This window comes from Gilliamella sp. CG22 (genome assembly GCF_046635725.1).
Classification (GTDB): Bacteria; Pseudomonadota; Gammaproteobacteria; order Enterobacterales; family Orbaceae; genus Gilliamella; species Gilliamella apicola_I.
In genome coordinates this window covers 261,841-274,817 of record NZ_JBIDFK010000002.1, presented here as the reverse complement: position 1 = coordinate 274,817, position 12,977 = coordinate 261,841, and the positions used below count along the sequence as shown (strand labels likewise).

General features: G+C 34.9%; 13 protein-coding genes. 6 read left to right on the top strand and 7 right to left on the bottom strand.

Features of this window, described 5'->3' with window-relative positions; all coding sequences use genetic code 11:
* Positions 1-187: 187 nt before the first annotated feature.
* The 4 genes from fdhD to ACGH46_RS02960 all read left to right on the top strand — a co-directional run bounded on the left by fdhD (position 188) and on the right by ACGH46_RS02960 (position 4,445).
* Complete coding sequence (fdhD, locus tag ACGH46_RS02975; RefSeq protein ID WP_267361211.1) at positions 188-994, top strand: formate dehydrogenase accessory sulfurtransferase FdhD; 807 nt, start codon at positions 188-190, stop codon at positions 992-994.
* Between the two features lie 245 nt (positions 995-1,239).
* Positions 1,240-2,058: a purine-nucleoside phosphorylase gene (locus ACGH46_RS02970; RefSeq protein ID WP_065559228.1), complete on the top strand. Its 819-nt coding sequence runs from the start codon at positions 1,240-1,242 to the stop codon at positions 2,056-2,058.
* Between the two features lie 55 nt (positions 2,059-2,113).
* Entirely contained in the window at positions 2,114-3,355 is a 1,242-nt protein-coding gene (locus ACGH46_RS02965) for a nucleoside permease (RefSeq protein ID WP_411604073.1), read from the top strand.
* A gap of 184 nt (positions 3,356-3,539) precedes the next feature.
* Positions 3,540-4,445 (top strand): EamA family transporter, encoded by a 906-nt coding sequence (locus ACGH46_RS02960; protein ID WP_411604070.1) that lies wholly within the window; start codon positions 3,540-3,542, stop codon positions 4,443-4,445.
* A 62-nt stretch (positions 4,446-4,507) separates the two neighbouring features.
* On the opposite strand, the gene dsdC is transcribed toward ACGH46_RS02960, so the two are convergent.
* A complete protein-coding gene (dsdC, locus tag ACGH46_RS02955) occupies positions 4,508-5,443 on the bottom strand; it encodes a DNA-binding transcriptional regulator DsdC (protein WP_267361203.1) in 936 nt (311 codons plus the stop codon).
* Positions 5,444-6,139: 696 nt separating this feature from the next.
* On the opposite strand from dsdC, the gene ACGH46_RS02950 reads away from it, so the two are divergent.
* Both ACGH46_RS02950 and ACGH46_RS02945 read left to right on the top strand, forming a co-directional pair.
* Complete coding sequence (locus ACGH46_RS02950) at positions 6,140-6,559, top strand: hypothetical protein (RefSeq protein WP_411604067.1); 420 nt, start codon at positions 6,140-6,142, stop codon at positions 6,557-6,559.
* A gap of 348 nt (positions 6,560-6,907) precedes the next feature.
* Positions 6,908-7,387, top strand: coding sequence for a hypothetical protein (locus ACGH46_RS02945; RefSeq protein WP_267351326.1), 480 nt, complete (start codon positions 6,908-6,910; stop codon positions 7,385-7,387).
* Positions 7,388-7,493: 106 nt separating this feature from the next.
* Here ACGH46_RS02945 and amtB read toward each other — a convergent pair whose 3' ends face one another.
* The 6 genes from amtB to ACGH46_RS02915 all read right to left on the bottom strand — a co-directional run bounded on the left by amtB (position 7,494) and on the right by ACGH46_RS02915 (position 12,971).
* Positions 7,494-8,774 carry an ammonium transporter AmtB gene (gene amtB / locus ACGH46_RS02940; RefSeq protein ID WP_411604064.1) on the bottom strand — a complete coding sequence of 427 codons (1,281 nt, stop codon included), beginning with the start codon at positions 8,772-8,774 and terminating at the stop codon, positions 7,494-7,496.
* A gap of 14 nt (positions 8,775-8,788) precedes the next feature.
* The gene (gene glnK, locus ACGH46_RS02935; RefSeq protein WP_220216771.1) at positions 8,789-9,127 is read right to left on the bottom strand and encodes a P-II family nitrogen regulator; all 339 of its coding nucleotides are present in this window, start codon (positions 9,125-9,127) and stop codon (positions 8,789-8,791) included.
* 262 nt (positions 9,128-9,389) lie between these two features.
* Complete coding sequence (gene dgt / locus ACGH46_RS02930) at positions 9,390-10,886, bottom strand: dGTPase (RefSeq protein WP_411604062.1); 1,497 nt, start codon at positions 10,884-10,886, stop codon at positions 9,390-9,392.
* A gap of 18 nt (positions 10,887-10,904) precedes the next feature.
* Positions 10,905-11,969, bottom strand: coding sequence for a 5-(carboxyamino)imidazole ribonucleotide synthase (purK, locus tag ACGH46_RS02925; protein ID WP_411604153.1), 1,065 nt, complete (start codon positions 11,967-11,969; stop codon positions 10,905-10,907).
* A gap of 7 nt (positions 11,970-11,976) precedes the next feature.
* A complete protein-coding gene (purE, locus tag ACGH46_RS02920; RefSeq protein WP_411604059.1) occupies positions 11,977-12,477 on the bottom strand; it encodes a 5-(carboxyamino)imidazole ribonucleotide mutase in 501 nt (166 codons plus the stop codon).
* Positions 12,478-12,620: 143 nt separating this feature from the next.
* Positions 12,621-12,971, bottom strand: a complete 351-nt coding sequence (locus tag ACGH46_RS02915) for a RidA family protein (RefSeq protein WP_411604056.1) — start codon at positions 12,969-12,971, stop codon at positions 12,621-12,623.
* Between the last annotated feature and the right edge of the window lie 6 nt (positions 12,972-12,977).

Here is a 12,977-nt window from a genome sequence, read left to right as displayed (position 1 = left end):
ATTGATTATGGTGACCTATTTTATCATAATAAGTAAGTATTAGCGTTAAGTTATAAGTGCATTATGAATTATCTTACAACTATTTTTAAGTATGCTAATACCCTATTTTCAACAAATCCAGATAGCGTATAATAGCTAATCACTTAGCCATAACGTTTTATAAAAGACAGATAGCCAGAGAAAGTCTATGACAATCGGTTTAGAACATATTACCGTTGAAAAATTTAACAGTAATCAACCCATCCATTCAGAACATGATGTTTTAGCTATAGAAACCCCTGTTGCATTGGTATATAACGGTATTTCACATGTTGTCATGATGGCAACCCCTAAAGACCTTGACTATTTTGCTATCGGCTTTTCATTAACAGAAGGAATTATTCAATCCCTAGATGACATCTACAGCATTGACATTATCAAAGTGACAAATGGTTTTGAAGTGCACATTGAGCTATCATCACGGCGATTTTTTGAGCTTAAACAAAAGCGCCGGAACTTAACAGGTCGAACAGGTTGCGGTATTTGTGGCACGGAACAGATTGAACAAGTCTGTAACATCTTACCTACCTTGTCATCCACTCATTTCATTGAGTTATCCTATTTTAATCAAGCATTGTCAGCATTAAAACGTGTTCAAACTGTTGGTGAACAAACGGGTTGTACGCATGCTGCAATATTACTTGATTTAGCAGGTAATTTTATTGCTGGTTTCGAAGATATAGGTCGACATGTCGCATTGGATAAATTGTTAGGCTTTCGAGCGACACAACTTAAAAAAAATCCGAATTTTCCTCAAGGTGTTATTGTTGTTTCAAGTCGAGCCAGTTATGAAATGGTACAAAAAACCATTCATTGTGGAATTGAAATATTGATGGCAGTATCCGCTGCAACCTCGATGGCAGTCGATATGGCCAAGAAAAGTAATCTTACCTTAATCGGTTTTTTCAAAAATGATAAAGGTGTGATTTATTCAGCTAGTCACCGAATACGTTAAAAGGTGAACAATGCGAGTTTAACGATAAATTTTTATGTGATCTTTTTCGCGTTTTAAAAAAAAGATGATTAATTATTTTTTTAGATATGACATACTACGGCGATTTTAAGAATGTGCCAAAAATAACAACGCCATCACACATTCTCAAAATGAATTTATTAATAATACATTAATCTTGAAAAGATGAATTAGCTTCATCAAAATTTATTCTTACAAACATCTACAGACAATTTAAGGATACATCCATGCATCAAACATCTGATATTCAACAAGCGGTCAGCTATATTCAACAAAAAACCAATAAAAAACCAACTATCGGTATTATATTAGGTTCAGGATTAGGCCCTTTTGCCGATACGCTTGAAGATGCAATCCATATTCCTTATGACACAATCCCTCATTTTGCAAAATCAGCTGCTGTGGGACATTCTAATGAGTTAGTTATTGGTCAAAGCGGCGATAAAACAGTAGTTGCCATGAAAGGACGTTTTCATTACTACGAAGGATTTTCGTTAGATCAAGTGACCTTTCCGGTGCGAGTCATGAAAATGCTGGGCGTTGAAAAACTGATTATTACCAATGCTTGTGGTGCAGTGAATACCAGTTTTAATCCTGGTGATTTGATGCTGATTACTGATCATATTAATTTGACGGCAAATAATCCTTTAATTGGTCCGAACAACGATGAACTAGGTGTACGTTTTTTAGATGTCAGTGAACTTTATAATAAACAATTACGTGCAACCGTTTTAGACGTTGCCAAAGAACTTAATATTACCTTACGCCAAGGCGTTTATGCTTGGTGGACAGGGCCAACTTATGAAACACCAGCAGAAATTAGAATGATTCGGGTATTAGGTGCAGATGCAGTCGGTATGTCCACTGTGCCTGAAGCCATTATTGCTCATCATTCGGGAATTAAAACGATAGGCATATCCTGTTTAACGAATATGGCTTGTGGTATTTTGGATCAACCATTAGGGCATGAAGAAGTGATTGAAACAGCAGAACGTGTAAAATCAACGTTTTTACAATTAATTACTAAAACGATAGCACGCTTTTAATTACTGTTTTATTGTGTTGATGTTGTATTAAGGGTTTACTTTGTAGGTATCTGTAATGAACATAAGCAATAGATTGAAAATAATGTTGTTTTTCCAATACTTTATTTGGGGAAGCTGGCTGGTTACCTTTGGCTCTTATATGAGTCATACTCTCCATTTTTCAGGGACTGAAATAGGATTAGTGTTTAGTTCAAAGGGACTTGCCGCATTAATCATGCCATGCATTATCGGCATTATTGCAGATAAATTTTTACAACCTAAATACCTTTTCATGCTATGTCATACAATCTGTGCCATTGCACTTTTTTATGCAGCATCAATCACTCAACCTAATCCATTATTTTGGGTAATGTTAGCGAATGCTTTAGCATTTATGCCCACTATCGCTTTATCGAATTCGATCAGTTATCACTGTTTAGACAACAATAATATTGATTCATTAAAAGCTTTTCCTAAAATAAGGGTTTTTGGTACCGTAGGCTTTATTATTGCAATGTGGATAATAAGCCTACTTAAATTAGAACAGAGTCATGCACAACTCTATGTAGCCAGTATCGCATCAATCATACTTGTCATTTACAGTTCGACACTACCTAAAATAACGATTCATAAAAAAATAAAACAGTCATGGCATTCTCGATTAGGATTAGACGCATTTGTACTTTTTAAAAAACCGACAATGGCGGTGTTTTTTTTATTTTCGGTATTAGTAGGCGCTATTTTGCAAATAACCAATACTTTTGGTACCACCTTTTTGCGTGATTTTAATAAGATTCCGCAATTTGAAAATAGTCTAATTACACAGTACCCGGCTATTTTATCTTCAGTTTCACAAATGGCAGAGGTTGCCTTTATCTTAACTATCCCATTTTTTCTCAAAAAATTGGGGATAAAAAAGGTCATAATGATAAGCTTAATCGCTTGGACTTTAAGATTCGGACTATTTGCATTTGGTGATCCAACACCATTTGGTTTTGTTTTACTCATGTTATCCATGATTGTTTATGGTTGTGCATTTGATTTCTTTAATATTTCCGGTTCAATTTTTCTTGAAAAAGAGGTTAATGCAAGTATACGAGCCAGCGCACAAGGTTTATTTATGACTATGGTAAACGGTGTCGGGGCTTATTTAGGTTCAATTATCAGTGGTTTAGTTGTCGATATGTGTACCCATAATAATGTAAAAGATTGGCAAGTTATATGGTTAATTTTTGCGTCTTATGCACTCATTTTAGCTATCGTGTTTTACTTTAGTTTTCATGATGACCATACAAGCAATAAACAGATTAAACAATAGGATAGTCAACTCATATAATGGATTATAACAACATGTTTATCTTCTAAATCGAATCAATTCGTATTCATTATCATCACTCATTTAATGAACTTGAATAAACGGCAGGGCTAATCCCCCTGTGATTATGTTTTACATCGAAAATTATCGATGAAGTTTTTTGTTACAAAAGTATTGAGATTCAAATATGAAAGAAAAATTTTTAGGCAGTTTTCTAGTTTTTTTAGGGGCATGTAGTTTTGGTGTCCTCTCTTCTATTGTAAAAACCGCTTATCAAGCTGGATATACATTAGGTGAAGTTACCGGTGTGCAATGTTTTTTGGGTATGCTGATACTATGGGGCAGTCACCTAATCGTTAAAAGCTTAAATAAACCCAAAGCAGCCCCTGTTAAACATTCTCCTTCTACCCCAAAATGGAAAGTGTGTGCTGTTGGAATTTTTCCCGGCTTAGTTGGTATCTGCTACTATCAGTGTGTTCAATTAGTTCCGGCATCAATAGCCATTATTCTACTGATGCAATATTTATGGATCAGTATCATTATTGATTTTGTCATATTTAAAAATAAACCCAGTAGCGTTCAACTTTTGACAGTAGGCATTATCATCATCGGTAGTTGCTTAGCAGCAGGCGTTCTTAATCAAGACATTCATTTAAATTTTTCAGGCTGTTTATTTGGATTTTTAGCCGCTTTAATGTATTCCCTTTTTATCACTACCAGTAGTAATGTGGGTAACGATTTACCAAAGCTTGAAAAAAGTGCCTTAATGATAACGGGTGCATGTATTATTACGTTTTTAATTTTTCCACCGTTATTCTTTTTTAAATACAGTATTTCAGACCCACTTTATGTATTAGGATTCTTATTGGCGTTATTAGGAACCGTTTTACCGCCCTTTTTATTTTCGGTTGGTATGCCAAAAATTGGCATTTCATTTAGTGCGATATTATCGGCAGCTGAGCTTCCGATAGCCGTGACCTGTTCTTATTTCTATTTGAAAGAATCTGTCTTGTTAACGCAATGGATCGGCGTCATCATTATTCTATCAGCCATTGCATTGTTAAATCTGAAAAACCTTAAGAAAGGCTCATAACGGTGTTATAATTTACGAATAAGACTAATTCGCTTTATATATACAAATTCTGACATCAAGGCTTAAACATAACGTTTAAGCCATTTAATAAAAATATCCGCTTTCGGATTATATTTGGTTTGTGGTCTTAAAATGTAATAACGCTGTTTACATAATAATTCCATATCAGGAAAAGGCATAACCAACTCTTTCGTTTCCAAATATTTACTAATTAACTGTTTTCGTCCCATGGCAATACCGGTATGGTTAATAGCCGCAATAATAGCTAAATCAGAACGATCAAAGATGATTTTGGGGATATCATTAAGTTCAAAAGGTAATGAAAAATTATTTGCCCATGACTTCCACTCTTCTAAGTTGGAGTCATGTCCCCAAGCTTGTCCGTCATGCAACAAAGTACAATTGGTCAATTTATCCACATTACCATATAAATCCTGTTTAAGCGCATAAGCGTGGCTACAGACTGGAATAATGGTTTCATTCATCAAATGGTCATAACGAACTTCTTCATAGCGTAGCGCATCAAAATAGATGGCAAGGTCAATATGATGACGATTAAAATTACTCACTTCATTACCGGACAAAATATTCAAGCTGATATACGGATACTGCCGAGTAAATTCAGCAAGTTTAGGGACTAACCAACATTGAGTAAATGACGGTTTTGCATAGACCGTTAATGTTCCAGCTGCCTCTTGATTCGTTATTTCCAGAATTTCTTGATTCAAATTACGAAGCGAATTTTTTACTGCACTAAAAAGATTTTTGCCATTATAAGTCAATTCAATACGACGATGAAAACGCTGAAATAACTTAAAACCTAGCTCATCTTCTAATTTATTGATTTGATGACTGACAGCACTTGGGCTAATACAAAGCTCTTCTGCGGCTAAAGCGAATGATAAATGGCGAGCTGCTGATTCAAAAGTATGTAGTTTAGCTAATTGATAACGATTAACGATACGGCTTTGTGCCAAATATTTATTTTCATCATACATCTGTAATTCTCCTGTACTTCGACGGTCAAACTTCAGTTAGCTGTTTTTCAACTTTCATCTTTACATTTACAAACAATAATATGTAGGACAAGTATTGAAAAGAAGGACTTGCTGGTTTTAAATTACTTTTTTAGATGAATCCAGTTCATGTTAAGTTGTTTATTTATCATTTGTCAAATATTAATCAAAAACATCTAATAATAACAGTATTTAACAGCTTAAAAAGACGGCATTTTTAATTCAAAATTTATAATTTTTACTAAATTAATCATTAGTATAACGTAGATTGAAGTTTTTGTCGTGAATTGTTATTCATTCATCTGGTCTGATTAGCCTATTTAGTGAGTTAAACCGGCTTAAAAGAATGGTGATCGATAAAATTGAGATGAATGTAATGAGTTTGTTGTAGTCAATATTGGTTAGACAACTTAGCCGTTAATTTAAGTTACTGCTATATAGTCATCCTAATATTTTAATAAGAATGTGAGAGTGAATAAGATCGAATAAATATTAAATTTAAATGCGTCTAGCAAAATGTCTTATCCATTTTTTATGTTTAATTTAAACATATTCCTCCACAATCTTTATTGCAATGAACAATTTCTATACTTTTGTAACCTTAATAGTTTGATTTGTTATACTTGTTTCTACATTTTTATTTTTTAAATCAATAAAATAATATAGAGGAATAGGATTATGATGTTTCAAGACCTTGAAAAACGTCTACTAAGCCACCATTTAGTGATTAGTCTTGTTAAATTGGCAATATTTTCTTGGTCTAAACGAAGAATAACCGTTTTAACTCAAAAATTATTTTTTCAAGTATTAACAAAAATAGGCGTAATGGAATGTGATCAACAACTAGTAAGAAGTACTTCTTATCACGAGAAATCATCTCCAAAAGCGGCTGTAACAAAAGGAATTATTAAGCCAAATAAAATTATCATATCGAACACAACATTATTTCCAGAAAAACACTATCATCTCGACAGTTTAAGTAATTATTTGCTTAACAATATAGTTATTTTCTTAGGAAAGCTTATACCTATGTCGATATTTTCTCATTATGGAGATCAAGCTAAATTTGATTTAAAGAGTGATATGAAAACGAGTTAGCCGAACAGAATTGGTAATTTTATTGGTATTTTTATTCGAAATTAGTGTTAAGTTCTTGGTTAATTTTTATCCATTATAAAGTGTATTAGTAATGACAGGAGGCATTAAATTTTAATTTTCGTCTTGTAAAAATAAAGTAAATAATAATTTTTTAACTTGATTTATTAATTGTTGAATAGCATTTAATCGACTTGTTATAAGGAAATTACAAAAAAACTGGAAGTTAGTTATTTTATACTGATGTAGCACCGTAACAAGAAGTATCTTAAGAAAACAAGTAACAATCGTTTTTTTCATTGTCCGACACATTGTTATATTATTGTCCTGAAATAGAAAGGAAGTTATAGAATGAAGACACATAAAAAACCATTATTTACCTTAGTACAAAACAGTGAATCAGTAACAAAACAAAATACTTTAAGCTATTTAGACTCTAAACTAAATTATCCGGATTGCGTAGATGAAATCATTGCATTACGTATTAAGGAGCTTAAATTACATCATACTGAGTATAAAGAAAAAGAGTACAACGAAAAAAATACTTTTCGTAAAAATAAAGAGTTTTCATTTATATTTGGGGAAATATTTGAATCCGAACACCATGAGAAACAAATCGGTATGTTAAAAGATGAGATAGCTTTGGCTAAAGAGTCCAATAAAGTAAAGGAATTACTTGGTACTCGATTGAAAGAGATGGCTAAAGTATACCCAGATGTTGAACTTGATCTAAGTGATGTTGATGTGATCCCAACACAAATAAAAGAACATTTGTTTGCTCCACCTTTAATCTTAACTGAAGATAATGCCATTATGCTTTGGGATGATTAAAAAATAGTTTTAACAATAATTAATACTAGGTCTAATAAATTACAGGGTATAAGCCCTGTAATTTATTTAATAGGTTTGTTAGAACAAATACTAATATTTATCAGTGCTAACTGTTAAAGGCACTTTCACCATGGCTGTTAATATCTAATCCTTCACGTTCATGCTCTTCTGATACACGTAATCCAACTGACAAATCGGCAATTTTATAACCAATCAATGCGATAATAGCTGTCCAAACAACACAGGTAATCACACTCAATAATTGGATACCTAATTGGCTTAGCATATTCATGCCTTGGGCATAACCAATGCCGCCTAACGATTCTGCTGTAAATATACCTGTTAGCAGACAACCTACAATACCACAGACGCCGTGTACTCCAAACACATCACAGGTGTCATCAATTTTTAACCTTTTTTTAAGAGAAGATACGCCCCAAACACCGGCAAAACCACAAATCAAACCAATTAACATTGCGCCACCAACGCCGACAAATCCAGCGGCTGGCGTTATGCCAACTAATCCAGCAATAACCCCTGAAGCAGCGCCTAAACATGATGGTTTACCTCGCAATACCCATTCGGCAATGGTCCACGCTAAAACGGCGGCTGCCGTTGCTGCGACCGTATTAATAAAAGCCAAGCTGGCAATCTCATCGGCTTGTGTTGCCGATCCCGCATTAAAACCAAACCAGCCAATATAAAGAATTGCTGACCCTAAGTACACATAAGGTAAATTGAAAGGTTTTAAGGGCTCACGATTATAACCGATACGGTTTTTAAGCAGATAGGCGCCAATTAATCCGGCAACGGAAGCATTAATATGAACCACCGTACCACCAGCAAAATCTAATGACCCTTCATCGCCTAATATACCCCCGCCCCAAACCATATGAGCCATCGGTATATAGGCGAATGTAAACCAAATTACCATAAAAATTAATACGGCTGAAAATCGAATACGTTCCGCAAAAGCCCCCAGTATTAAACAGCAGGTTATACAGGCAAAAGAGCCTTGAAAAGCGATCCAAATCAGCTCATAAATCGTTCCCGACAAGTCCGTTATCTTCACGCCAATTAATAAAAAATGGTCAAAGTTACCAAAAAACCAATTTCCTTGACCAAAGGATAAGGTATAGCCATACGTTATCCAAAGTACGGAGATTAATGAAAAAGTAACCAATACTTGTGACAACATGGATAACACGTTTTTAGAACGTAATAATCCACCATAAAAGAGTGCGATACCCGGTACAGACATAAATAGTACCAGTGCAGTACAAATCATCATGAAACCATTATCCGCTTTATTAGCAATAGGAACTTCATTTGCCAATACTGAACCAGAAACCAATAATCCAAACACTAAACTTAATTTTTTTAACATAATATTATCCCTATTTATAGTGCTAACTCATCGGTTTCACCCGTTCGGATCCGAACAACGTGCATCAATGGCGTAACAAAAATTTTTCCGTCGCCAATTTTGCCGGTATAAGCTGCCTGACAAATTGTGGTAATAGCTTCGTCGAGTTGATCGTCACTGATCGCTAACTCTATTTTTACTTTAGGTAAAAAATTAACAGTGTATTCTGCACCTCGATAAAGTTCGGCATGACCTTTTTGCCGCCCAAACCCTTTTACTTCTGTAACAGTTAATCCAGTGATACCAATATTTGAAAGTGATTCTCTGACCTCTTCTAATTTGAAAGGTTTAATCACAACAGTCACTAATTTCATCTATGTAACTCCTCATCTTTTACTATGGGTAATCAACATAATGCAAAGGTTATGCCAGCTTTGATTAAGATTAATTTGTTGTGATTTTAGATAAGCAATGATGAAGCGTTATCATGCAGGTATAAAACATGAATTGTATAACAAATGATTGAGCTGATAAGCTCTATTGGGTTATCAAGAAAATTTAACTCGATAGCGTTTGATGCACTAATCTGGTGCTATTGCGTTTTTGTAGTGCCTTTTAATCTATTCATTAATTTAATTAGAAGGTCACCATTAACTTGCGGTATTCATCAAAAGCAAAGTGATCAGTCATGCCGCTAATATAATCTTGCAACAAACGACAACGATAATAGAACTCCCAACTTTGAAAAGTCTCTTTCGTTTCATCTTTATTCTTAATAGCTTGTTGATAAGCATCCCGATGTTTAGCGGAAAGTTTATGATAAAGCCGTGTTTCAATCGGGTATTCTTTGTGATTATCGTCTTTTACTAATTTTAAAAAATCATGGGTTGGCATATCGAGTAAAGGACTATAAATATCTAATAATCCACTAATAATTCGGTGACCTTGTAATTCAATATTTTCAACAGATTCATGATTAAATACATATTTGATCCCAACCGTTTTAAAAATATTTAATAATTTATATTCAGCCCCTTTACCTTCCAAGAGCGCATTATTAAATGAACCATGGTATATCTCCTCGATATTTTCAATAAAGCGCTCAGCAGCATGAGAGACAAGCTTAGTTATCGTCTTGACCCGTAAATTTATAAAAAATTGCCCGATAGCTATCGCTCTAAATTGATTTTGTCCTAAATATTCATCGTATGAACGCTTAACAACTTTATCAAAAAGATCACCTGATTTGATTGGTCCCCAAGCATCTTCTAAATAGTTATAAAGTTGTTGTACAGAAAATAATTTTTTTTCAACAGCATCTTCAAGATCAGCAATACAGTAAGAGATATCATCTGCTGCTTCCATAATATAAGTGAGTGGATAACGGTGAAAAGGTTCAATATCAAGTTGTTCAGATAACTCTTTGATAAAAGGCTCTTCAGATAAGTAATATCCCGGTTTTTTCATCAAATAGGAGAATTTAACAGGAACTTCATGCAACCAATAGGCAGGTTTGGAATATTTTAATATTGACGCAATTTGCGAATAAGTAAGATTTAATCGCAAAATGGTATGAACTAATCGAATGGCTTGTGCATTACCTTCAAAATTGCATAAGTCTTGACGGATTTTGTTTTTCAATTCCTGAAGCTCGGTATTATCCGTTTCTTGTATTTCAAGCACGGGATAATAAGACGATGCATGAATTTTTAATCGTGAACCAAACCATTGATTAATCGCTTTTTCACCAAAATGCCCAAAAGGTGGATTACCAATATCATGCATTAAACAAGCCATTTCAACCAGACTTTCAATCGGCATAATAACTTGTTCTAATCCCAATTGTTCCAGTTTTCCGGCGTTGCTAAGACGATGAATGATCTCTTTAACAATATAACGCCCTACCTGTTGTACTTCCATGGAGTGGGTTAAGCGCGTTCTGACAACAGAATTACGCTCTAATGGAAAAACTTGCGTTTTTTGCTGTAAACGGCGAATCGCAGCAGAGTTAAGGATCCTTCCTCGATCGCTTTCAAAACAACCAATAATAGAGTAGGGATCGGTTATTTTTTCTTGTTTATTTCTTTCGTTACGTTGATAATTAATTTTTTTATTAAATTCGATCATGCTCAATCCCTTGTATTCATATTATTATAATTTCTGTTTCGCCCATTCAATAGCCGATTGATATTCCACCGGTAATAACGATATCAAACTAGCTAAAGATTGCTTTAATTTATCTGGATTATCATGTGTTAAATTGATATGCCCTACTTTACGCCCAACTCGAACTTCCTTTTCGTACCAATGCAGATGCACTAAATCAATCGATAACCATATTTTATTGAGTTCTGTACCGATTAAATTCACCATAATTGAAGGGGTAAAGACATCTGGCTTAGGTAGTGGCAATCCTAATAAAGCCCTTAAATGCAGTTCAAACTGACTAATTGAAGCACCATTTTGTGTCCAATGTCCACTATTATGCACACGAGGCGCCAGTTCGTTAATGAGCAAATCATTACCCATCACAAAACACTCCATCGCCATGACACCCACATAATTTAGTTTATCCATAATAGCCGATAACATGTGTTCAGCTTTTGACTGTAATGTTTTGTATTCATCGGGTAAGACAACACTCATTTTTAGAATACCGTCTTGATGTAAATTGTTAGTCAATGGATAAAAAACTTTTTCCCCATTAGCATTACGAGCCCCAATTAGTGAAACTTCTTTTTCAAATTTAATGGTTTGCTCAACGATCGCATGTCCATAAACTTCATCGGGTATATTGACGTTATTTTCATCGTTAATCCGCCATTGACCACGACCGTCATATCCGCCTGTTCGACGTTTGACAATCAAACGTTGTCCTAACTGAGCAAACAGATTTGACCACTGTTGTTGATGTTCAAGTGAATGCCATTTCGCTGTTGGTAGACCAAGTCCATCGAGTAACTGTTTTTGCGTTAAACGATCTGCAATAATAGGGAATACATGGCGATTAACAAATTGAGGATGGTTAGCTAAAAGCTTGGTAAAAGGCGTATCAGGCCAACGTTCAATTTCAGCAGTAATCACCGACTGTTGATAAGGAATTGAATCGGGTTCAACATCTATGCCAACAGGATAGACTTTTATCCCTAAAGGCTCCCCCGCTTGTCTTAACATTCGTCCTAATTGCCCGTTTCCAAGTACACATACCGTTTTCATTGTCATGTTAATCTTCAACTCGCGGATCGGGATGATTAAGGACATCATCCGTTTGGCTTAATCGCCAAAGGGATAATCGTTGGAAAATATCGGCATCATGCAGGGCAAGAATTTGCGCAGCAAGTAAAGCGGCATTTGCTGCCCCAGCTTTACCAATCGCTAGTGTACCAACAGGAATGCCTTTAGGCATTTGCACAATTGAATAAAGACTATCTACCCCACTTAAAGCCGCGGTTTGAATGGGTACACCCAGCACAGGGACAAGTGTTTTAGCCGCTAACATACCCGGTAAGTGAGCTGCACCGCCAGCACCAGCAATAATCACATCAATGCCTTTTTGCTTAGCGTCCTGAGCAAATTGAAACAGTTTATCTGGAGTACGATGAGCAGAAACGATTTCAACATGATAAGGAATAATGAGTGTATCAAGCACATCAGCAGCATGTTGCATCGTTGCCCAATCACTTTTGGAGCCCATAACAATAGCAATTTTAGGTTGAATACGCATAGAAAATTGTATGAATATTTAAAAAATTAAGTAGATAAAGTATACACTAAAATTTTATGAATGGGGATAAAAAGGATCGTTAAGGATATACACCATGCTACCATTGCCTACATAACAAAGGTAGCATGTGCATCAATTTGAATTTACGCTTTAACCGCAGCAATAACTTTTATTTCAACCAGATACGCTTCTACCATCAGCGCACAATGTACCGTACAACGAACGGGCGCACTACCTTTTGCTACCCATTCATCCCATGCTTTATTCATTGCGGTAAAATCACTTTTGTGGGCAAGAAAAATGGTGACATCTAAAAGCTGTGTTTTATCACTATTTGCTCTGGCTAACATATTATCTATTTCAGCCAGTGCACTTTTAGTTTGTGCATAAGCATCGTCGATTAAATTAGTCGGTACACTGGTATAATAAATTACATCATTGTGTATTACCGCTTCAGACCAACGTTCTGCTGGATCAATTCGTGTTATTGTCATCATTTA